General features: G+C 30.6%; 22 protein-coding genes and 1 other annotated feature. Of the genes, 21 read left to right on the top strand and 1 reads right to left on the bottom strand.

Annotated elements, in window-relative coordinates; all coding sequences use genetic code 11:
* Positions 1-359: 359 nt before the first annotated feature.
* On the bottom strand, positions 360-1,175 hold the full coding sequence (gene proB / locus CLLI_RS13255; RefSeq protein ID WP_106064681.1) for a glutamate 5-kinase: 816 nt from the start codon (positions 1,173-1,175) through the stop codon (positions 360-362).
* 185 nt (positions 1,176-1,360) lie between these two features.
* Here proB and CLLI_RS13250 point away from each other — a divergent pair, with 185 nt between their 5' ends.
* The 21 genes from CLLI_RS13250 (at position 1,361) to typA (ending at position 21,925) form a co-directional block, all read left to right on the top strand.
* Entirely contained in the window at positions 1,361-2,401 is a 1,041-nt protein-coding gene (locus CLLI_RS13250) for a C45 family autoproteolytic acyltransferase/hydrolase (RefSeq protein WP_106064680.1), read from the top strand.
* Positions 2,394-3,302, top strand: a complete 909-nt coding sequence (locus tag CLLI_RS13245; RefSeq protein ID WP_106064679.1) for an AEC family transporter — start codon at positions 2,394-2,396, stop codon at positions 3,300-3,302. Before CLLI_RS13250 ends, CLLI_RS13245 begins: the two co-directional genes overlap by 8 nt.
* 23 nt (positions 3,303-3,325) lie before the next feature.
* On the top strand, positions 3,326-4,105 hold the full coding sequence (locus tag CLLI_RS13240) for a histidinol phosphate phosphatase (protein WP_106064678.1): 780 nt from the start codon (positions 3,326-3,328) through the stop codon (positions 4,103-4,105).
* A gap of 258 nt (positions 4,106-4,363) precedes the next feature.
* A complete protein-coding gene (locus CLLI_RS13235) occupies positions 4,364-4,858 on the top strand; it encodes a flavin reductase family protein (protein ID WP_106064677.1) in 495 nt (164 codons plus the stop codon).
* A 21-nt stretch (positions 4,859-4,879) separates the two neighbouring features.
* A complete protein-coding gene (locus CLLI_RS13230) occupies positions 4,880-5,851 on the top strand; it encodes a hypothetical protein (protein ID WP_106064676.1) in 972 nt (323 codons plus the stop codon).
* A gap of 46 nt (positions 5,852-5,897) precedes the next feature.
* Entirely contained in the window at positions 5,898-7,187 is a 1,290-nt protein-coding gene (locus CLLI_RS13225; protein ID WP_242975611.1) for a replication-associated recombination protein A, read from the top strand.
* A 249-nt stretch (positions 7,188-7,436) separates the two neighbouring features.
* Positions 7,437-7,874: an RrF2 family transcriptional regulator gene (locus tag CLLI_RS13220; protein ID WP_106064675.1), complete on the top strand. Its 438-nt coding sequence runs from the start codon at positions 7,437-7,439 to the stop codon at positions 7,872-7,874.
* Positions 7,875-9,068, top strand: coding sequence for a cysteine desulfurase NifS (nifS, locus tag CLLI_RS13215; RefSeq protein ID WP_106064674.1), 1,194 nt, complete (start codon positions 7,875-7,877; stop codon positions 9,066-9,068).
* Positions 9,069-9,070: 2 nt separating this feature from the next.
* The gene (gene nifU / locus CLLI_RS13210; protein WP_170063739.1) at positions 9,071-9,502 is read left to right on the top strand and encodes a Fe-S cluster assembly scaffold protein NifU; all 432 of its coding nucleotides are present in this window, start codon (positions 9,071-9,073) and stop codon (positions 9,500-9,502) included.
* A gap of 100 nt (positions 9,503-9,602) precedes the next feature.
* Positions 9,603-10,697 (top strand): tRNA 2-thiouridine(34) synthase MnmA, encoded by a 1,095-nt coding sequence (gene mnmA / locus CLLI_RS13205; RefSeq protein ID WP_278335588.1) that lies wholly within the window; start codon positions 9,603-9,605, stop codon positions 10,695-10,697.
* A gap of 68 nt (positions 10,698-10,765) precedes the next feature.
* A complete protein-coding gene (locus CLLI_RS13200; RefSeq protein WP_106064672.1) occupies positions 10,766-11,206 on the top strand; it encodes a cell wall hydrolase in 441 nt (146 codons plus the stop codon).
* Positions 11,207-11,257: 51 nt separating this feature from the next.
* Entirely contained in the window at positions 11,258-11,638 is a 381-nt protein-coding gene (locus CLLI_RS13195; RefSeq protein ID WP_106064671.1) for a hypothetical protein, read from the top strand.
* Between the two features lie 155 nt (positions 11,639-11,793).
* The gene (locus CLLI_RS13190) at positions 11,794-12,309 is read left to right on the top strand and encodes a PRC-barrel domain-containing protein (RefSeq protein ID WP_170063738.1); all 516 of its coding nucleotides are present in this window, start codon (positions 11,794-11,796) and stop codon (positions 12,307-12,309) included.
* Positions 12,287-13,312 (top strand): AI-2E family transporter, encoded by a 1,026-nt coding sequence (locus CLLI_RS13185; RefSeq protein WP_106064669.1) that lies wholly within the window; start codon positions 12,287-12,289, stop codon positions 13,310-13,312. Before CLLI_RS13190 ends, CLLI_RS13185 begins: the two co-directional genes overlap by 23 nt.
* Positions 13,313-13,384: 72 nt before the next feature.
* Positions 13,385-13,562 (top strand) — a binding site (T-box leader).
* A 172-nt stretch (positions 13,563-13,734) separates the two neighbouring features.
* Entirely contained in the window at positions 13,735-16,374 is a 2,640-nt protein-coding gene (gene alaS, locus CLLI_RS13180; protein ID WP_106064668.1) for an alanine--tRNA ligase, read from the top strand.
* 149 nt (positions 16,375-16,523) lie between these two features.
* The gene (locus CLLI_RS13175) at positions 16,524-16,775 is read left to right on the top strand and encodes an IreB family regulatory phosphoprotein (protein ID WP_106064667.1); all 252 of its coding nucleotides are present in this window, start codon (positions 16,524-16,526) and stop codon (positions 16,773-16,775) included.
* A 119-nt stretch (positions 16,776-16,894) separates the two neighbouring features.
* The gene (gene ruvX, locus CLLI_RS13170; protein ID WP_106064666.1) at positions 16,895-17,305 is read left to right on the top strand and encodes a Holliday junction resolvase RuvX; all 411 of its coding nucleotides are present in this window, start codon (positions 16,895-16,897) and stop codon (positions 17,303-17,305) included.
* A 21-nt stretch (positions 17,306-17,326) separates the two neighbouring features.
* The gene (locus CLLI_RS13165) at positions 17,327-17,596 is read left to right on the top strand and encodes a DUF1292 domain-containing protein (RefSeq protein ID WP_106064665.1); all 270 of its coding nucleotides are present in this window, start codon (positions 17,327-17,329) and stop codon (positions 17,594-17,596) included.
* A gap of 139 nt (positions 17,597-17,735) precedes the next feature.
* Positions 17,736-18,194, top strand: coding sequence for a Fur family transcriptional regulator (locus tag CLLI_RS13160; protein ID WP_106064664.1), 459 nt, complete (start codon positions 17,736-17,738; stop codon positions 18,192-18,194).
* A gap of 41 nt (positions 18,195-18,235) precedes the next feature.
* Positions 18,236-19,903, top strand: coding sequence for a ribonuclease J (locus tag CLLI_RS13155; protein WP_106064663.1), 1,668 nt, complete (start codon positions 18,236-18,238; stop codon positions 19,901-19,903).
* Between the two features lie 198 nt (positions 19,904-20,101).
* The gene (gene typA, locus CLLI_RS13150; protein ID WP_106064662.1) at positions 20,102-21,925 is read left to right on the top strand and encodes a translational GTPase TypA; all 1,824 of its coding nucleotides are present in this window, start codon (positions 20,102-20,104) and stop codon (positions 21,923-21,925) included.
* The last annotated feature ends 4 nt before the right edge of the window (positions 21,926-21,929 follow it).

The raw sequence follows: 21,929 nt of genomic DNA, 5'->3' as shown, positions 1-21,929 counted from the left end.
GCTTTGCGTGGCCCTAAGGGAGTTAGAAATTAACTTTTTTGGTTATAGTAAATTGGAATTTGTATTTGAAATAAGAACTAAAAAGTAAGAAGTAAGAAGTATTTAATTTAATTTAAAAACTCGGAGAGTTTTATCCTTAGCTCTTACCTTTTAGCTCTTAGTTCTTACTTATCTACAAATTACTATTTGTTTAAAATCAATAATAAATTTACCTAATCAATCCCTATGGGTCACGCACAGCGTGCTAGTTAAGAAAACTATTTAATAAAAGATTTTTCCGTAATGCCAACGTAAGAAAAGCCCCCATAACTGTCCACTGTCAATTGTCAATTGTCAACTAAAAAAGTGCGTTGCACTTTTTACTTTCTCGCATTAAACCAGGTTCCAACTTCTTTTCCATCTAAAATATCTCTTAAGACTTCAGCATTATCTCCATTGACTATAACCATTGAAATACCGGAATCCGTAGAGATTTTGGCTGCATTAATTTTTGTAGCCATGCCTCCTGTTCCTAGATTTGAGCCAGCGCCGCCAGCACAAGAAACTATTTCTTCAGTAATTTCGTCTACAAAACTAATAAGTTTTGCTTTTTTATTTTTTCTTGGATCACAGTCATACAAGCCATCTATGTCTGACATAAGTATTAGTAAATCTACTTGCACTAACTTAGCTACTAGAGCGGATAAAGTATCATTGTCTCCAACTTTTATTTCATCTACTACTACTGCGTCATTTTCATTTATTATTGGAATAACCCTTTGTTCAAGTAGAGAAGTAAATGTATTGTGAGCATTATTACGTCGTATAGGGTCGGTCATATCTTCTTTTGTAAGAAGTATTTGACCTACTGTTTTACCATACTCTGAAAATACTTTTTCATACATATGCATTAATATTCCTTGACCTACTGCAGCAGCAGCTTGTTTTTCAGGAATACTTTTTGGTCTTTCTTTAAGACCAAGCTTTCCTATGCCTGCACCTATAGCACCAGAACTAACTAGAATAATTCCATATCCTCTATTGTGCAAATCAGATAGCTGGCGAACTAAATGTTCTATATGGGATAGATTTAATAATCCATTAGCATAGGTGAGAGTAGAAGAGCCAACTTTTACTACTATGTTTTTAATTGATTTTAATTGCTCATTCCTTTTGTTAGTTATTATCTGATTCATTTTCGCAGCCCCCTTATTTTTTTATATAATTATCTCATAAATTTAGGAAAATATAAATTCTAATACTTATGTTAATTATAATTAATGTATAAATATAAGTCCATGTTAATTTAATATTTTAAATTTTAACATTATATCGAAATGTTATATTATAATAAAGTATAATATGTTTTAGGGGGATTATTATGGGAAATAAAATAAAATTTATAAATGCAAAGGGTACGGCCTATGAAAGGGGTAAAATATCAGGAACAGAATTAAGACAATCTATTCAAAATTCTGTAGATAATTATAAGGATTTGTTAAATAGTAAAGAAATCATGAAAAAGGTAAATAGAGTAAAAGCAATTGTAGAAAATACCTTCCCTGAATATGTAGAAGAAATAAAGGGAAGAGCAGATGGGGCATTGGTAAATAGAGAATTATATTTTTTAATGATGTGTGCAGAGATATTAAATGAGGGAGTGGGGTGTACATCCCTAGTATATAAGAGAGAAGATGGTACTTTTCTTTTAGCACATAATGAGGATGATAGCTATAGACCATTAAGTGCAGCTATTACTAAGTGTGAAAGACCGGATGAATGGTTTATCACCTATGACTACTGCAATATGCCTTTTGGAAATGCCTTTAGTTTTAACAGCCATGGTATAGTTAAAACCATTAATTATTGTTACAGCAATGATATTAACATAGAAGGAATACCAAGATATTTTATTCAAAGGCATATAAGTGAAGCAAAGTCCTTAGAGGATTTTATAAATAGATGTAATATACCAAATAGAGCTTCTGGATTTCATGCCATTGCTTTGGATATATTTAAAAATAAATGCATATCTATAGAAGTTACTGCCTCAGATATTAGTGTAGAAGAAATTGAGAACTATTATGTACATACAAATCATTATATACATAAATCTATAAATAGAGGAATTGTAAATTTACAGGAAGGAAGTACTTCAAATTTTAGGCTGAATAAGGGAAATGAATTATTAAGAGAAGCAATAGAAAGCCAAGGCGAAAAATTGAATATTAACAGTTTTATTGAAATTCTAAATTATAGAGGGAAAAATTATTATGATTCAATTTTGGCATTAAAGGATGAACCTAATTTCACCTGTGCTCGATTTGCCATTGACACCAGGGAAAAGAATAATGTATGGTTGGAGTTTTTTGATACATTTGAAGGCTTTTCTATGGATTATAGAGGACAGAGCAATGAATAGTGATATAATAAATCAGGTAGTTGTACTGTGCTTAATCATGCTTTTTGGGCTATATGCAAGAAAAAAGGAATATATAAAGGAATACACTGTAAAAAATCTTACAGATATTTTAGTGAATATTACATTGCCATGTTTGATACTATCATCTTTTAATATGGAGTTTTCAACAGAGTTATGGACAAGGGTAAAATTGATTTTTATTTATTCTTTAATAATACACATATTTTTAGCTATAATAAGTAAACTCTTTTTTATAAAATATGATGAAAATAAAAAAAAGATATTAAGATTTGTTACTATATTTTCTAATTTCGGATTTATGGGATATCCTATAGCTGAAAGTATTTATGGGAAGATAGGAGTATTTTATGCTTCTATTTTTGGTATACCTTTTAATATAATACTTTTAACTTATGGAGTATTTTTATTTAGTGAGGAAGCTAAAGATAATTTAAAAATAAGAAATATAGTTATGCAGCCAGGTATATTATTTGTGGTAATAGGAACCGTTATATTTTTATTTAGTATTAAGCTGCCTATACCAATAAATAAAACTATAAACATGGTAGGGTCAATGACTACACCATTGTCTATGATGATTGTAGGGGCCAGCTTTGCTGGGACTTCACTAATGAGTATGTTAAAAGATTTTAAATTATACTATATATCTTTTATTAGATTATTAATAGTACCTTTTATAACATATTTATTGCTAAGATTTATAAAGGCAGATGATTATTTGTTAAAGCTATGCGTAATATTAGAGGCTATGCCGGCTGCAGCCATGACTACAGTATTTGCAGAAATGTATAATAGTGATAGAATATTTTCAGCAAAGTGTGTTTTTGTTACAACAGTTTTGTCTATTTTTACAATACCATTAGTAATAACATTATTATAATTCTAGGAGGTAGCAGGTAAAAAATGTTTGATTGTCATATACACACGAATTTTTCAACAGATAGTTCTATGAATATAGAAGAAGTTATTAAAGCATCTAGGAATAATAATATAGGAGCTATTATAACTGATCATTTAGATATTAATTATATGATTCCAGGTAAATTTATTTTTAATGTAGATGATTATTTTAAAAAATATTCTAGTTATAGAAATGAAAAATTACTTTTAGGTATAGAGATGGGTATGAGACCAGATTGTATAGAAGAAAATAGAGAGATAAGTAAAAAATATAATTTTGATTTTATTTTAGGATCTGTACATGTTGTAGAAAGTAATGGTTCATATTATGATATATATGGAAATGATTTTTATGAGGGAAAGAATAAAAAAGAAGTTTATGAAGCTTATCTTAAATGTATGCTTCAATGTGTAAGAGAACATGATTATATAGATTCATTATCTCATATTGATTATATATGTAGGTATGCACCATATAGTGATAGTAACATATATTATGACGAATACAATGAGCTAATCGATGAAATACTAAAAGAATTAATTTTAAGAGAAAAGGCTATTGAAATAAATACTAGAAGATTTGAAGACAAGAAAGCTGTAGCTATTCTGAAAAAAATATATAAAAGATTTAATGAGTTAGGCGGTAAAATAGTCACCATAGGTTCAGATGCTCATAGGTCAGAGAATGTAGGCAATAATATTCATATAGCAAAGGAATTTGCAGAGGAATGTGGGCTGAAGGCTGTATACTTTAAAGAAAGAAAACCAATTGTTTTAGAGTAAAAATAATAAATAGAAGATAATAAAGAATAGTTGACAATTGACAATTGATAGAGGACAGTTAAGGATAATTTTTCTTCATTTCATTACGAAAAATTTTAATTAATTAGTTTTATATTTTAAACAGATCTACCGTGATAATAAAAACATTAAAAATATAATTTAAGCTTTTCTGTAGTGTTAGCGAAAGAAAAGTATCCTTAACTGTCAATTGTCAACTGTCCTCTGTCAACTGCTTTAAAATATTAGGAGGAATGAATTATGGAATTTTTAAATCATATGGAAAAGGCTATTGAGGTTATTAAGAGTAAAGGAGCTTTTTTAACTGTAAAAGATGGTAAAAGGGTAAATACTATGACCATAGGATGGGCAAACATAGGATATCAGTGGAAAAAGCCAGTTTTGGCTGTAATGGTTAGAGAGTCAAGATATACTTTTGATATTATAGAAAATTCTTCAGAGTTTACGGTAAGTATTCCTGTTAATGTAGATATGAAGAAAGAATTAACATTATGCGGCACAAAATCAGGTAGGGATATAGATAAATTTAAGGAATGTAATTTACAGCTTGAACATGGGAAAAAGGTGGAAACACCTATTATAGGTAACTGTGATTTGCATTTTGAATGTAAAATTGTGTATAAAGAAAAAATGAATCCAGATTTATTATGTGATGAGATAAAAGAGAGTTGCTATAAAAACGGAGATTATCACACTTTCTACTATGGCGAAATAGTAGATTGCTATTTAAAATAATTTAGAAGGAAAGGTTTCCTTATGAGTTTTATAAAAAAGGTTGGTAATTTAAGTACAATTGGTTTAAGTAAAGCAAAAGAAAAGGCACAGGAAAGCTATTTAAAGAGCAAAGCTAAAAATATTGATAAAGAGATACAGAATATAGAAAACAGTAATATTACAGAGTTAAAATGTGAAAAAAATGCAATTGAAAATAAAATAGATAAAATTAAAAACAAAGAGAAGATTAAAAGGCAAGTAGCTAAATCAAAGCTAAAAAATCAGGTACAGGAATCAAAAAATAAAAGAAAAGAAGAAAATAAAGGCCTAAATGCTGTCAGTAGAATGAAAAAAGAGTTTAAAAATGTACCTATTGTATCTTTAGTGGATGATATAGTAGAAGGTGCTTCTGATATTGAAAGGATCCAAAGTATGGTTCAAAATAATCCTAATGACCCATATCCATGGCTAATTTTAGCTCAATGTATTGGCTATTATAAAAAGGCTTTTTTTATACTAAATATAGCTAAATCTCCTATAGATCCAATAGGTACAGTAATTGATTTGGGGACTGAATTTGGGGGAGAATATATAGAAGAAGTTTTAGATAAAGATAAATGGACTTATAAAAGAGCACTGTTTAAAAGCATTAATTTAGGTATAAAAAGTGGAATTAAAGATGAAAAAAATCTAGTCTGTATTGGAAGAAGTGCTCAGCTTTTAGCTATAAATACCAAGGAACCAATAGAAAAAGAAAACTTTAATATGATGTCCAATAAATATTTAAGGGAGGCTTTAAAGGCAGCCTCTCTAAATAGTAAAAATGAAATTTTATATTATTTAGGGAAAGTAGATAAAAATAAAGTAAAAAGATTTAAATATGCATTTAATAATAATTTAGCTAATGCAGTATTTAAGGGTACATTAAATGCAGTGAAAAACCAGAGTAAGAAAATAATAAATACCAGTGAAAGAATCATAGATAAAACTATTGATAGTTTTTTAAAGGAGTAATTTTTATATGTAAAGAATTATTTTAAAGAATTATTTAGAAAGGATTATGAAAGATTTTATGGATATAAAACCACTAGCTGATAGGATAAGACCAATGGAAATAGACCAGGTAGTTGGTCAAAGACATATTTTAGGTGAAAATAAAATATTAAATAGAATCATAAATTCTGGGAAAATAACAAATATGATATTTTATGGTCCGCCAGGTGTAGGAAAAACTACGGTAGCAAGTATAATAGCTAAAAAGTCTAATAAAACTTTCTATAAACTAAACGCTACTAATGCATCTTTAAGTGATATAAAAGGCATAATATCAGATTTAGATGGAATCATGGGAATAAACGGTGTGCTTCTTTATTTAGACGAAATACAAAATTTTAATAAAAAGCAGCAGCAATCTCTTTTAGAGTTTATGGAGAATGGTAAAATAACACTTATAGCTAGTACTACGGAAAATCCTTATCATTACATATATAAAGCTATTTTAAGCAGATCCACTATATTTGAATTCAAACCCTTAACTAAAAAGGATATAATATGGGGGATAAAAAGGGCAATAAATATTTTGAACACAGAATTTGAAAATAAAAAAATTCAGTTTACTAAAGAGGCTATAGAATATATAGCGGAAGTAAGTAATGGAGATTTAAGAAAAGCATTAAATGCTGTAGAACTTTCAGTATATTCAACCAGGATCAATGAAGAAGGCATAATATATATAGATGAGGAAACTGCAAAGGAATGTACTCAAACTAAAATATTAAATTATGATAAATTTGGAGATAGCCATTATGATATATTAAGTGCCTTTCAAAAATCTATAAGGGGCAGCGATGTAAATGCTTCTATTCATTATTTAGCAAGGCTTATCGAGGCCGGAGACTTACCATCAATATGCAGAAGACTTTTAGTTATTGCTTCAGAAGATGTAGGAATGGCTTATCCTAATGCTATTACTATTGTAAAGAGTTGTGTTGATTCAGCAATGCAATTAGGATTACCAGAGGGAAGAATACCACTTGCTCAAGCGGTAATAGTTTTAGCCACAGCACCTAAATCAAATTCTGCAATAGTTGCTATAGATAAAGCACTTCAAGATATAAAAAGTAAAGATGTTGGCGAGATACCTAATAATCTCAAAGATTCACACTATAGTGGAGCGGAAAAGCTAGGAAGGGGTATTGGATATAAGTATCCTCATAATTATAAGAATCATTTTGTTAAACAGCAATATTTACCCAATAATATTAAGGATTCAGTTTATTATGTTCCTGGAGAAAATAAAATAGAAGAAAAAATACTTCAATATATGAAATACATTCGAGATAATAGGTAAGAGCTAAGAAGTAATAGTTAATGAAGTTTTTCTTAACTTTTACCTTTTAGCTTTTAGTTTTTACTTAATTTATTCTTTTTTATTTCTTATTTATTGTTCACTATTCACTCTTCACTTGTAGATCTATGTTCTAAAAATATTTCCAAATTTTTTTGATTTTATAGTTGACAAGTTTACTCTGATTTGATATTATAAATTTGAAAGTTTAGTGAATTAGTAGACTTTCATTAAGGCTAGAGAGGTGAGGAAATGAAGTTATCTACAAAAGCAAGATACGGGGTTAGAGCTATGGCGGATTTAGCCATAAACTATGGAGGCCCACCCGTTTCAATAAAATCAATATCGGAAAGGCAGCATGTATCTGAATACTATTTAGAACAATTGTTTTCTTCCCTAAGAAAAGCTGAGTTAGTAAAAAGTATAAGAGGAGCCCAAGGTGGTTATATATTAACTAGGGAACCTAAAGATATAACTATTGATGAAATAATGGATGTGTTAGAAGGACCCATAGATTTAGCTGATTGTACACTAGATGGAAATTGCAGCAGCATGGATTGCTGTTCAACTAGATTGTTATGGACTAGAATAAAGAAAAGTATAGATCAAGTAACAAAATCAACAACTTTACAGGATTTAGTAAAAGATTATAATAAATTAAAAGCTACTTCACGAAAGGAGAAAGTTTAAATGGATAAAAAGTATGTTTACATGGATTATTCAGCAACCACATTTACAAAGCCAGAGGTATTAGAGGAGATGTTACCATATTTCACAGATAAGTTTGCTAACCCTTCATCAAAATTTTATTCAATATCCGAGGAGCCAAGGGTTGCTATTGATAAGGCTAGAGGCAGAGTTGCCAAAGCTATAAATGCTGAAAAGGATGAAATATATTTTACTGCAGGTGGTTCCGAATCAGACAACTGGGCAATTAAAGGCATAGCTTTTGCTAATAAAAATAAAGGAAATCATATAATTACCACAGCTATAGAACATCATGCAGTACTTCATACATGTAAGTTTTTAGAGAAAAATGGATTTGAAGTTACTTATTTGCCTGTAGATGAATATGGTTTAGTAAATATAGAAGATTTAAAAAATGCTATAAAGGATACAACTATATTAGTATCAGTTATGTTTGCTAACAATGAAGTAGGTTCAATTCAGCCAATAAAAGAAATAGGAGCTATTTGTAGGGAAAGAAAGATTCTTTTCCACACAGATGCAGTTCAGGCAGTAGGTCATGTGCCAATAGATGTTAAGGACATGAACATAGATTTACTTTCAATGGCAGGTCATAAGTTCTATGGTCCTAAAGGTGTAGGAGCACTATATATTAGAAAGGGAATAAGAATAGAAAATCTTATTCATGGCGGCGGTCAGGAAAGAGGTAAAAGGGCAACTACAGAAAATGTACCTGGAATAGTAGGTATAGGAAAGGCTATAGAGTTAGCTGTTTCTGAATTAGATGAAGAAGCTATTAGATTAAGAAGTTTAAGAGAAAAATTGATAAGTGGTGTTATGGAAAGAATACCTCATACTAAGCTTAATGGACCAACTGGAGACAAAAGACTCCCAGGTAATGCAAATTTTAGTTTTATAGGATTAGAGGGAGAATCTTTATTATTATCCTTAGACTTTGAAGGGATATGTGCTTCTACAGGTAGTGCCTGTGCTTCTGGTTCATTAGATCCATCTCATGTATTATTAGCTATGGGATTACCACATGAATTAGCACATGGATCATTAAGATTATCATTAGGTTCAGGAAGTACAGAAGAAGATGTAGATTACATGTTGGATGTATTGCCAAAAATTGTAGAAAGACTAAGAAATATGTCACCATTATGGGAAGATTTCATTAAGAAAGGGGATAAATAATTATGATATATAGTGAAAAGGTAATGGATCATTTTAGAAATCCAAGAAATGTTGGAGAAATTCCAGATGCAAATGGTATAGGAGAAGTAGGAAATCCACAGTGTGGAGATATAATGAAAATATATTTAAAAGTTGAAGATAATATAATAAAAGATGTAAAATTCAAGACTTTTGGTTGTGGGTCAGCTATAGCTTCCTCAAGCATGGCTACAGAGCTTATAAAAGGAAAAAGTATAGATGAAGCATGGGATTTAACTAACAAGGCTGTAGCAGAAGCATTGGATGGACTTCCACCAATAAAAATGCACTGCTCAGTACTTGCTGAAGATGCAATACACAAGGCAATAAATAATTACAGAGAATCCGTAGGACTTCAACCTTTTGAGATGAAATCTCACTCAGAAAATATTCATGAAGAGGTTCATGGAAAATAATATTTAAAGAGCAAAGAACAAATTAAAAAGAATAAATTAAAAAGGAATTCGCCTATGGTGAATTCCTACCTTTTTTATTATTTATAATTTATTCTTTCTTATTTTAAAAAGAGGATTGGTGAATTACATGGCAAAAAGAGTAGCAGTTGGAATGAGCGGAGGAGTAGATAGCTCTGTTGCAGCTTATCTTTTGAAGAAACAGGGATATGATGTTATAGGAATAACTATGAAAGTTTTCCCAGGAAATAAGTGTAATGGAAGTAAAAGTGAATCAGAAATAATAGTAGAGAATGCTAAAAAAGTATGTGATGACTTAGGCATACCTTTTTATGAAGTAGATTTAATTGAAGAATTTAACGAAAAAGTGGTAACTCCTTTTATCGATGATTATATTGAAGGCAGAACTCCTAACCCTTGTGTTTTATGTAATAAATATATAAAATTTGATGCTCTATTAAAAAAGGCAATAGAATTAGGAGCGGATTATATAGCTACAGGTCATTACTGCAGAATTAAAAAAAGCGGAGATAGATATTTAATTTATAAAGCAAAGGATAATAAAAAAGATCAGACTTATATGCTTTACAATATTAAGCAGCATCAATTAAAGCATGTACTTATGCCTTGCGGAGACTATACGAAGGACAGAATAAGGGAAATAGCAAAGGAAATAGGATTAGGTGTACACAATAAAAAGGATAGTGAAGAAATTTGCTTTATTCCAGATAATGATCATGGAAAATATATAATAAATAACTGTTCTAAGAAAATATTAGAAGGAAATTTTGTAGATAGGAATGGGAAAATATTGGGCAGGCATAGGGGAATAATACATTATACTATAGGTCAAAGAAAGGGATTAGGCATTGCATTAGGAAAGCCTGTTTTTGTTACAGATATAATACCTTCAAAAAATCAGGTAGTGCTAGGGAATGAAGAGGAAATATTTAAAAATGAACTGGTGGCAAAGGATGTGAATTTTATTCCTTTTGATAAACTGGAAAGCAGTATGAAGATTACAGCAAAGATAAGATATTCTGCAAAAACTTCTTCAGCTACTGTTGAACCACTGGAGAATGGAAAGGTAAGAGTTATATTTGATGAAAAGCAAAGGGCTATAACTAAAGGACAATCTGTAGTGTTCTATATAGAGAATTTACTTCTTGGAGGAGGAATTATTGAATCTGTAAATTAACAAGCACATTTTTCTCTATATTGAATAAAATAATACTGTAAGCAATATTATTTTAAGAAGTTTTATATATGGCATATTCAGATAGGGAGTTGTTAGCAAGGGTTATTAAATGTGAAGCTGGCGGTGAAGGTGATACTGGCATGAAGGCCGTGGCTACTTCTATAATGAATAGAGTACGAATTCCATATGGTGAATACCATAGAATAGGTCAAGGCGATGTTAGAAAAGTGCTTTATCAAGAGGGTCAGTATGATTGTATGAGAGGAGTAATAGGCGGTGCGCCTAATCCTCAAACTATTTGGTCCAATCCACCAGATCAAATACACTATGATATAGCAGATTGGGCATTGGCGGGCAATAGATTATATCCAATAGGGTATTCGTTGTGGTACTTTAACCCATATGCTCCATGTCCATACAATTTTCCATACAACGGAACTGGCAGCTTTCAAATAACTATATTGAACCATTGTTTCTACAATCCAACAGAGCTTTATGCTCAAACATAATTTTTTAAAAATCATGTTTAAAAAGTAATAATTTTAAATAGGAGGATTTTCATGTCACCAAAATGGTACTTAAATTATAATTGTCCTTACTATTATAGAGATATTCCTAATGTTCCAAGAATGCCAATACCTAGTACTCCAAAACAACAGCCCCAGCAAACCCAGCAGCCAGCACCTACTCCCCCTAGTTTTGAAATTGCACCAGGTTCCCCAATAAGCTTAGGGCCTGGGTATACTCAGTACTATTTAAAACAACAGATTGGCAAAAGAGTTAAAGTAACCTTTTTAATTGGCACAAATACGGTTCAAGATAGAGATGGAATTCTACTTGAAGTAGGTATCAGCTATTTAGTTTTAAAAGATTTAGAAGCAAATTTTCTAGTAATGGGGGATCTTTACTCTGTAAAATTCGTAAATATATATCCAGAATAATTTTGCATAATTTATATTATTTCTTATTAAAAAAGAGTAAGAAAGTTAGCATTGCAATACTTTCTTACTCTTTAATTTGTTAGGCATATTTTTTTTATTAAAGGCAAAAATATAAGATGAGTTTATTATATGCACTGATAATTGGAGTGGATAAGATGTATAGAAAAAAAGACTTTCTTTTTATGAAAGTAAGTAGTATAAAGGGGAAAAGTATAGGATTTATAAAGGATATTATAGTAGATTTTAATATAGGAGCAGTATTAGGTTTTTCTATAACATCTTATATGATATTCCAACCATGTGTTTATATTTTGAAAAATAACATACTTTCCTATAATGATAGTATGATAGTGACTAGCTGCAGTAAGGGGAAATTTCTTCATTTTACTGATATAGCATACATGAACATAATAGATTTACAGGGAAATATAATAGGCATGATTGAAGATATAATATTTGATGAAAAAACTTTTTTAATAAATGGTGTGGTGGTATCTACTGGATATATTACTAATTTCCTTTATGGGAAAAAAGTTTTTTTAATAAAGGATATAATTATTGGAAGAGAATGCATACTTTATCATGGGAATAAGGATAAACTAATATTTTCAAATACTCCTGGCAATGCATTAAACAAGGAGAAAAACAATGAAGAAATTATCCAAGGATAGCATAAGGTATATAATTTATTTTATTGTTTTTATCCTTTTATCCTTATTGATATTTAGAGTAAAAATAGTAAAGGATATGATTTACTTGGTATTTATATCCTTTATAGTAGCTTATGTTTTAAAACCTTTAAATGAAAGATTGATAAAGATGGGAATGAATAGACGCTTTTCCTCTGTATTACTTATACTAATGCTTATTCTTATATTTGTTTTAAGCATAACTTTTTTAATACCTATTTTATTTAGAGAAAGTGCCAATATTAGCGATGCTATATATAATATTGAAATGTTTATCAATGGATTTTATGAAAAAGTAAAACCTTTAAGTAACAATAAATTTTTTTATAATCTTTTGCAAAATATCTATGGCAGAATCAATACTACCTTTGATAATGCCTTTAATAATGCATTTGAAAGGGTTTTAAAGTTGGGAGAAAATTTATTATCCTTTGCCATAGTGCCAATGATAGTTTATTATTTTCTTGCAGATGCAAAGGATATAAGCAACAGATTATTTACACTATTTCCTGTGAAAAGCAGATATATAATAAGAAAAATATTTAGAGATATAGATAAAATACTTGGAAGATATTTAGCTACTCAGGTGATACTATCCATTATAGTAGGTATTCTCACTTTTATAGTACTGCTAGTGTTAAAAGTGGATTTTCCTTTGATATTATCTGTTCTAAATGCATTTTTCAATATTATTCCATATTTTGGCCCTTTATTAGGCGCATTACCAGGCGTTATAGTGGCTTTCTTAAAGTCACCTACTATAGCATTATGGACTGCTATATGGCTATATTTAATCCAACAGGTGGAGGGAAACATAATATCACCTAAGTTTATAGGAGACAATATAAGTATGCATCCTTTAGTGGTAATATTGATTCTAGTTATTGGAGGGAAACTATGGGGATTTTTTGGTATGGTATTAGCAGTTCCTATAGGGGTAATAATTAAAGTAATATATGAGGATTTCAATTATTACATATTTTAATATTAGAGAAGAAATGAAGCTAGATGTTGACATATGATATTTTTTAATTTATAATCGTTATCAAACATGAATATTCTGGCTATGAAAAAAATGAGTAGATACATTTTTACTATTAAGAGAGGAAGTGGCTGGTGAAAACTTCTTAGTATAGGTATTGAAGCTGTTTTGGAGCCTTTATTATATATGAGAGATATAAGTTATATAACTTATATAATTAGGGTGGTACCGCGGAGAGGCTTTCGTCCCTTATTTAAGAGGCAAGGCTTCTTTTTTGATGCTAAAATTAAATTTGTTTAAAGTATTTCTACAATGTTAAGGGGAAAGCTGAAGAAAATGATTTGGAATTTTGATTAGCAAGATTTCTTTTATAACTCTCCATTCTCCACTTTCAACTATTAACTAAATAAACGGAGGAGATAACTATGGAAAAAATGGGCTTAAATGAAATTAGAGAAGCATATTTAAAATTTTTTGAAAGCAAGGGACATTTGAGATTAAAAAGCTTCCCTTTAGTACCTAAAAATGATAACAGTTTATTATTAATAAATGCAGGAATGGCTCCACTAAAGCCTTACTTTACAGGAGTTAAAATACCACCTAGGAATAGAATCACTACTTGTCAAAAGTGTATAAGAACTGGTGATATAGAAAATGTAGGTAAGACTTCAAGGCATGGTACATTTTTTGAAATGTTAGGGAACTTTTCCTTTGGAAATTATTTTAAAAAAGAAGTTATTCCATGGGCTTGGGAATTCGTAACAGAAGTATTGAAACTTCCAAAGGATAAATTATATGTAACCATATACTTAGAAGATGATGAAGCTTTTGATATTTGGACTAAATCTACAGATATAGATACATCAAGAATATTTAGATTAGGAAAAGATGATAACTTCTGGGAAATAGGTCAAGGACCTTGTGGACCATGTTCTGAAATACATTTTGACAGAGGAGCAGGAAAGATAACTACTGCAGAAGAATTTGTTAAAGCAGGAGATGAAGATAAAGTAGTTGAGTTCTGGAACCTTGTATTTACTCAATTTGACAAAGATGAAAATGGAAACTACAATAGATTAGCACATCCTAATATAGATACTGGAATGGGACTTGAAAGAATAGCTACAATTATGCAGGGAACAAACAGCATATTTGAAGTAGATACTATAAGAGCTATATTAGATGAAGTATGTAAAGTATCAGGTGCAGTTTACGGAAAGGATAAGAATACTGATATATCCTTAAGAGTTATAACAGACCATGTAAGAAGTGTAACCTTCATGATTTCAGATGGTATATTGCCTTCCAATGAAGGAAGAGGATATGTTCTAAGAAGATTACTTAGAAGAGCTGCTAGACACGGAAGATTATTAGGAGTAAATCATAATTTTCTATACAATATTTGTGATGTAGTAATATCAAATTCTTGTGGTGCATACCCAGAGCTGAAAGAAAAGGAAGAATACATTAAAAAGGTTATTAAAATAGAAGAAGAAAGATTTGCTGAAACTATAGATAGTGGCATTCAGGTTCTAAATGAATATATAGAAGGACTTAATAAAAAAGGTGGAAAAGTTCTTTCTGGAGATAAAGCATTTAAGTTATATGATACTTACGGATTTCCATTAGAGTTAACTGAAGAAATATTAGAAGAAAAGGGAATGAAAGCAGATACAGAAGGCTTTAATAAAGAAATGAATGAACAAAGACAAAGAGCTAGAGCTGCCAGAGGAGAATCAAACTACATGGGAGCTGAAGACACTTTAATAAATAAATTACCTAAGGAAATAGAAACAGAATTTGTTGGCTATGATAATTTAGAAATTGAATCAAATATTTCCCTAATAGTAAATGGAGAAGAATTTGCTGATTCATTAACTACAGGAGAAGAGGGAGTAATATTAGTAGAAAAAACTCCTTTCTACGCTGAAATGGGAGGACAGATTGGAGATACAGGTATAATAATCTGTGAAAGTGGCAAAGCTGAAGTAATGGATTGTAAAAGAAATGTAGGTGGAAAGATACTTCACTTTGTTAAGGTCACTGAAGGAGAAATTAGAAAACACAGCACTGTAACTTTAAAAGTAAATGAGGAAAGAAGAAACAACATAAGAAAAAATCATACAGCTACTCATATGCTTCATAAAGCATTAAAAGAGGTATTAGGAGATCATGTGCAACAGTCTGGTTCCTATGTTGATGGGGAAAAATTAAGATTCGATTTTAATCATTTTGCAGGACTTACTAAAGAAGAAATAAAGGCTGTAGAAAGATTGGTCAATTTAAACATAATGAAAGTACATCCTGTAAATACTAAGGTTATGAATATTGAAGAAGCCAAGGCAAGTGGTGCTGTGGCATTGTTTGATGATAAATATAAAGAAGATGTAAGAGTGGTTTCCATAGGAGAATTTAGTAAAGAACTCTGTGGTGGAATTCACGTTAGCAATTCAGGAGAGATTGGATTATTTAAAATCGTTTCTGAATCAGGGGTAGCTGCTGGAATAAGAAGAATTGAAGCTGTTACAGGAATAAATGCTATAAACTTCATAGAAGAAAAAGAAAATACTTTAAAATCCATAGGCGATACATTAAAATGTGGAGAAAATGATATAGTAAACAGGATAAATTCTAACTTAGCTGAGCTTAAGAATAAGGAAAAAGAAATCAATGAACTTAAGAGTAAACTAGCCAGTGGAGCAGAGAATGAACTATTAAGTAATATAAAAGAAGTAAATGGTATAAAATTAATTACTGGAGTATTAAAGGATGTAGATGGCAATACTTTAAGAGAATTGGGAGATAAACTTCGTGACAAAATGGTTGAAGGTGTGGTAGTATTAGGAAGTGTTATTGAAGGAAAAGTTCAATTTATTGCTATGGCTTCAAAGGGAGCAGTTGCTAAAGGAGCTCATTGTGGAAAGATTATAAAAGAAATAGCTTCCATAGCTGGAGGCGGCGGTGGTGGCAGACCGGATATGGCTCAAGCTGGAGGAAAGCTTCCTGAAAAGATAGATGAAGCAATAGATAAAGTAGAAGAGATCTTGGAAAAGTTATCGAAATAGTATACAATTTGTGAAATATGTTTTATAATATAGGTAAATGAATTGATAACTAATGAAATTAACAGTGAAGAGCGAAGATTTTCTCTTTTAACTCTTAACTCTTAACTATTCACTATAAATAATATTTAGAACTGTGGGGTGAAGAAAGAGTGGGGAACGATAATACTATACAATTTGATGTGGTAAAGAATAAAAAGGATCTAACCAAAGAAATTCTTACCCAAGTATATGATTCATTAAAAGAAAAAGGTTATAACCCTGTTAATCAAATGGTAGGGTATTTAATATCAGGGGATCCAACATATATTACAAATTTCAATGGAGCTAGAGCCTTAGTTAGAAAACTTGAAAGAGATGAAATATTAGAAGAAGTATTAAAAAATTATTTAGGGTTAAAATAAGAGTGCCCCTGTGGGAGAGAAGAGTAAATAAGAAATAATAAGGAAAGCCTTTCTCTACTTAGCGGAAAGGTTTTTTTATCTGTGCTCTGAAAAAGTGAGCATACTAGAAGGAGAATAATATGAGAATATTGGGACTTGACGTAGGAGATAGGACCATAGGAGTTGCGATTAGCGATCCTTTAGGTTTAACGGCCCAAGGAATAACCACCATAAGAAGAAAAGGTATAGATAAGGATATAGAAGAGTTAGAAAAAATATGTGCTCAATATGATGTGGAAAAGATAGTATCTGGACTACCTAAAAACATGAATGGTACTTTAGGTCCACAAAGTGAAAAGGTATTAGGATTTTGTGATGTATTAAAAACTAAAATTTCATTAGAAATAATTATGTGGGATGAAAGACTTACTACTGTAGCTGCCCAAAGGGCAATGTTGGAAGCGGATTTGTCTCGTTCTAAAAGAAAAAAGATAGTAGATAAAATTGCAGCTACTTACATACTTCAAGGCTACTTAGATAGTATTTATTAATAAATTTTGGAGGTAGAAAGTATGGAAAATGATGTTATATCCATTGCATTAACTGATGAGGAAGGAAATGAAATAGAATTTGAAGTAGTCACTAAGTTAGATATTGAGGATAAAGAATATGTAATTGTAGTGCCAAAAGATGAAGACACTGATGAAGCCATAGCTTTAAGAATAGATAAAGATGAAGACGGAAATGATATAATGGTTACTGTGGATGACGAAAATGAGTTTGACATTGTTGCGGAAGCATATGAAACTTTATTTGCTGAAGAAGATAATGAATTAAACTAATGCATAATAAAAGCTATGTTACCCATACATAGCTTTTATTATTTTTATTTTTTAAATGATTATCAATTGACAGTATTTTAATATTAAAGCTATAATTAAGTATAATAATTTATATTAATATATGAAAAGAGGTATCTATATGGGAAAGTTTTCTTATGAAGAAGTAGAAAAATTGAAAAATTCTTTAAAAGAAAAGGGATATAAACTTACTCCTCAGAGAAGAGCCATTGTAGATATGATTATAAAAAATGAAGGAAGCCATTTAACTACTGAAGAACTATATAACCTTGTAAAAAAGGAATGCCCTGAAATAGGTTTAGCTACGGTTTATAGAACAGTTCTTTTACTTGAAGAAATGGGTATAGTAACAAAGCTAGATTTAAATGATGGATGCGGTAGATATGAATTAGTTCATGAATATGAAAATCATCAACACCATCACCTTATATGTACCAAGTGTGGAAAGGTAATTGAGGTGGAAGGTGATCTTTTAGGGGAGCTAGAACACAATATAGAATCAAAATATAATTTTAAAATTAAGAATCATAGTGTGAAATTCTATGGATTATGCAGTGAATGCTCTAATGAGTTAAAATAATAGATTACCTAAAGTAAAAGAATAAAAAAGGAGGGGAGAAAATGAGAAGGGAAAGAGATAAAATAAAAGTTATTCCATTAGGCGGAGTAAATGAAATAGGCAAAAACTTAACAGTTATAGAGTATAAAAACGATATTATTGTTATTGATTGCGGATTAAAATTTCCTGACGAAGAAATGCTTGGTATAGATTTAGTTATACCAGATATAAGTTATTTAGTAAAAAATAAAGAAAAGGTAAAAGGAATATTTTTAACACATGGACACGAGGATCATATAGGTGCACTTCCATATGTGTTAAAAGAGTTGAATGTTCCAGTGTATGGTACAAAACTTACATTAGGTATTCTAGAAACTAAGTTAAAAGAGCATAATTTACTGGATTCAGTTAAATTAATATGTGTAAAAGCAAAGGATGTTATAAAGCTTGAAAATTCATCTGTAGAATTTATAAGAACAAGCCATAGCATAGCAGATTCAGTTGCTATCGCTATACATACACCACTTGGAATAGTGCTCCATACTGGTGATTTTAAAATTGATTATACACCAATAGATGGGTGTGTGGCGGATTTAACTAGATTTGCGGAGCTTGGTAGAAAAGGTGTAATACTTATGCTTGCAGATAGCACTAATGTAGAAAGACCTGGATATACTATGTCAGAAAGCACTGTAGGGGAAACTTTTCAGGATATTTTCTCAAAAGCAAAAGGCAGAATAATTGTAGCAACTTTTGCTTCACACGTACATAGAATTCAGCAGGTTATAAGCGCTGCAGAAAAGTATGGAAGAAAAGTAGCCTTTTCCGGAAGAAGCATGGAAAACATTGTGGAAGTGGCAAAAGAACTAGGTTATATCAATGCAGCTGATGGAGTTTTCATTGATATTGACTCAATCAATAAGTACCCTGATGATAAAATAGTTATAATAACTACAGGAAGCCAGGGGGAACCTATGTCAGCCTTATCTAGAATGGCTGCTTCAGAGCATAAAAAGGTGAAGATTGTACCGGGAGATATGGTTATAATATCAGCTACACCAATCCCAGGAAATGAAAAATTGGTGTCAAGGGTTATAAATCAATTATTCAAAAAGGGAGCCGAGGTAATATATGAATCTTTAGCAGATGTTCATGTATCTGGGCACGCTTGCCAGGAAGAACTAAAATTGATGCATACTCTAGTGAAACCTAAATTCTTTATGCCTGTTCACGGAGAATATAGACATTTAAAACAGCATGCAGACCTAGCTATAAAGCTTGGAATGCCACCTAACAATATTATACTTGCTGATATTGGAGATGTAATAGAAGTAAATAGGCAATTCATAAGGAAAAATGGAGTAGTTACTTCTGGTCAAGTGTTTGTAGATGGTTTAGGAGTAGGAGATGTTGGTAACATCGTTTTGAGGGATAGAAAGCATCTTTCTCAAGATGGTATTCTAACAGTAGTTGTAACCATTGAAAAGGAATCAGGTATGGTTATAGCTGGTCCTGATATAATTTCAAGAGGATTCGTATATGTTAGAGAATCTGAAGATTTAATGGAAGAGGCAAAAAATATAGTAAAAGATGTATTAAAAGAATGTGAAGAAAAGCATATAACAGAATGGGCCACTATAAAGTCAAATATAAAAGATTCTTTAAGAATATTCTTATATGAAAGGACAAAGAGAAAACCAATGATACTTCCAATTATTATGGAAATCTAATTGAAATAAATAAAAAATGTTATGAAAGTATTGAATAAAGCTGTAGACGTTGATTTAACTTTTGGAATAGGGAAATAATATTACATAAGTTGACTTTTTACGATAGAAACATTAGAATAAATAATATAGCTTAAATTGGATACACATATGTATCCAATTTTTTTGAGAAAAAATTAAAAATTTATTGGGGGAAATAAAATGGATTTATTTACAAGAAATGATATAAGAAATATAGCAATAATAGCGCACGTTGATCACGGTAAGACTACACTAGTTGATGCAATGCTTAGACAGAGCCATATTTTTAGAGAAAATGAAAAGGTACAGGAAAGAGTAATGGACTCAAATGACCTTGAAAGAGAAAGAGGTATTACTATTCTTTCAAAAAATACTTCTGTTATGCATAATGGTATAAAAATCAATATTGTTGATACACCAGGCCATGCTGATTTCGGTGGAGAAGTAGAACGTGTATTAAAAATGGTTGATAGTGTTTTACTTGTAGTTGACTCTTATGAAGGACCCATGCCACAGACAAAATTCGTTTTAAAGAAAGCTTTAGAGCTTGATTTAAGACCTATAGTAGTTATAAATAAGATAGATAAACCTGATGCTAGACCTACTGAAGTTTTAGATGAAGTATTTGATCTATTTGTAGAATTAGGTGCTTCTGATGAGCAACTAGATTTCCCAGTGGCTTATTGTTCAGCTAAAAAAGGCATTGCAATGAAAGAATTAGATGAAGAAAGCAGTAATATGGATCCTCTATTTGATCTTATAATTAAAAATGTAAAAGCACCAGAAGGATATATTGATCAGCCTCTTCAGATGTTAATTACAACAATTGATTCAAATGAATATGTAGGAAGAATAGCCATAGGAAAAATCAGCAGAGGATCAATAAAAAGAAATCAACAGTTAGCTCTTGTGAGAAAAGGCGATAAAGTAGAGAACGTTAAAGTAAGCAGTATTTTTGTTTTTAATGGACTAAAAAGAGAAGAGACTGAAGAGGCTAAGCTAGGTGATATTGTTGCCGTTGCAGGAATACCCGATATTAATATAGGTGAAACTTTAGCAGATGCAAGCTCACCAGAAGCATTGCCTTTCGTAGAAATAGATGAACCAACTTTAAGCATGAATTTTATGGTTAACAATTCACCCTTTGCAGGAAAAGAGGGAGAATTCGTAACATCAAGACATTTAAGAGATAGACTTATGAAGGAATTAGAAACTAATGTAAGCTTAAGAGTTGAAGAAACAGATTCTCCAGATTGTTTTAAAGTAAGTGGAAGAGGAGAATTACACCTATCCATCTTAATTGAAACAATGAGAAGAGAAGGTTATGAATTCCAGGTATCAAAGCCAACAGTAATATATAAAGAAGAAAATGGTAAAAAGTTAGAGCCAATTGAGTATTTAACTATAGACGTTCCAGAAGAATTTATGGGCGTTGTTATGGAAAAACTAGGACCAAGAAGAGCGGAAATGGTTAATATGACTTCAGCGGTAAATGGTTATACTAGGTTAGAATTTAATATACCTGCAAGAGGCTTAATAGGATTTAGAAATGAATTTATGACTGATACCAAAGGAAATGGTATAATGAATCACATTTTTGAAGGCTATGAAGATTATAAGGGAGATATTCCAGAAAGAAGCAGAGGTTCATTAGTAGTATATGAATCTGGTATATCTATAACTTATGGATTATTCAATGCTCAAGAAAGAGGTATTTTATTTATTGGGGCAGGTACTGATGTTTATGAAGGAATGATAGTAGGTGAATGTTCAAGAGCAGACGATATAGAAGTTAATGTTTGTAAGAAAAAACATTTAACCAATACAAGATCTTCAGGAGCAGACGAAGCGTTGAAATTAACTCCAATAAATCCTATGTCATTAGAGCAGTGTCTTGAATTTATAGCATCAGATGAACTAGTAGAAGTTACCCCTAAAAATATCAGAATGAGAAAGAAAATATTAGACACAGACTTAAGAAAAAAAACAAATAGAAGAAAGTAAATTG

The sequence above is a fragment of the Clostridium liquoris genome (assembly GCF_002995785.1).
GTDB lineage: Bacteria > Bacillota > Clostridia > Clostridiales > Clostridiaceae > Clostridium_AO > Clostridium_AO liquoris.
The sequence above is the reverse complement of the archived record's forward strand: the minus strand, read 5'-3'. Positions and strand labels throughout refer to the sequence as shown.

Bases quoted from the DNA above. Each gene is read 5' to 3' on its own strand.
- proB (WP_106064681.1), bottom strand. From the start codon at position 1,175: ATGAATCAGATAATAACTAACAAAAGGAATGAGCAATTAAAATCAATT.
- CLLI_RS13250 (WP_106064680.1), top strand. From the start codon at position 1,361: ATGGGAAATAAAATAAAATTTATAAATGCAAAGGGTACGGCCTATGAA.
- CLLI_RS13245 (WP_106064679.1), top strand. From the start codon at position 2,394: ATGAATAGTGATATAATAAATCAGGTAGTTGTACTGTGCTTAATCATG.
- CLLI_RS13240 (WP_106064678.1), top strand. From the start codon at position 3,326: ATGTTTGATTGTCATATACACACGAATTTTTCAACAGATAGTTCTATG.
- CLLI_RS13235 (WP_106064677.1), top strand. From the start codon at position 4,364: ATGGAATTTTTAAATCATATGGAAAAGGCTATTGAGGTTATTAAGAGT.
- CLLI_RS13230 (WP_106064676.1), top strand. From the start codon at position 4,880: ATGAGTTTTATAAAAAAGGTTGGTAATTTAAGTACAATTGGTTTAAGT.
- CLLI_RS13225 (WP_242975611.1), top strand. From the start codon at position 5,898: ATGAAAGATTTTATGGATATAAAACCACTAGCTGATAGGATAAGACCA.
- CLLI_RS13220 (WP_106064675.1), top strand. From the start codon at position 7,437: ATGAAGTTATCTACAAAAGCAAGATACGGGGTTAGAGCTATGGCGGAT.
- nifS (WP_106064674.1), top strand. From the start codon at position 7,875: ATGGATAAAAAGTATGTTTACATGGATTATTCAGCAACCACATTTACA.
- nifU (WP_170063739.1), top strand. From the start codon at position 9,071: ATGATATATAGTGAAAAGGTAATGGATCATTTTAGAAATCCAAGAAAT.
- CLLI_RS13200 (WP_106064672.1), top strand. From the start codon at position 10,766: ATGGCATATTCAGATAGGGAGTTGTTAGCAAGGGTTATTAAATGTGAA.
- CLLI_RS13195 (WP_106064671.1), top strand. From the start codon at position 11,258: ATGTCACCAAAATGGTACTTAAATTATAATTGTCCTTACTATTATAGA.
- CLLI_RS13190 (WP_170063738.1), top strand. From the start codon at position 11,794: ATGTATAGAAAAAAAGACTTTCTTTTTATGAAAGTAAGTAGTATAAAG.
- CLLI_RS13185 (WP_106064669.1), top strand. From the start codon at position 12,287: ATGAAGAAATTATCCAAGGATAGCATAAGGTATATAATTTATTTTATT.
- alaS (WP_106064668.1), top strand. From the start codon at position 13,735: ATGGAAAAAATGGGCTTAAATGAAATTAGAGAAGCATATTTAAAATTT.
- ruvX (WP_106064666.1), top strand. From the start codon at position 16,895: ATGAGAATATTGGGACTTGACGTAGGAGATAGGACCATAGGAGTTGCG.
- CLLI_RS13165 (WP_106064665.1), top strand. From the start codon at position 17,327: ATGGAAAATGATGTTATATCCATTGCATTAACTGATGAGGAAGGAAAT.
- CLLI_RS13160 (WP_106064664.1), top strand. From the start codon at position 17,736: ATGGGAAAGTTTTCTTATGAAGAAGTAGAAAAATTGAAAAATTCTTTA.
- CLLI_RS13155 (WP_106064663.1), top strand. From the start codon at position 18,236: ATGAGAAGGGAAAGAGATAAAATAAAAGTTATTCCATTAGGCGGAGTA.
- typA (WP_106064662.1), top strand. From the start codon at position 20,102: ATGGATTTATTTACAAGAAATGATATAAGAAATATAGCAATAATAGCG.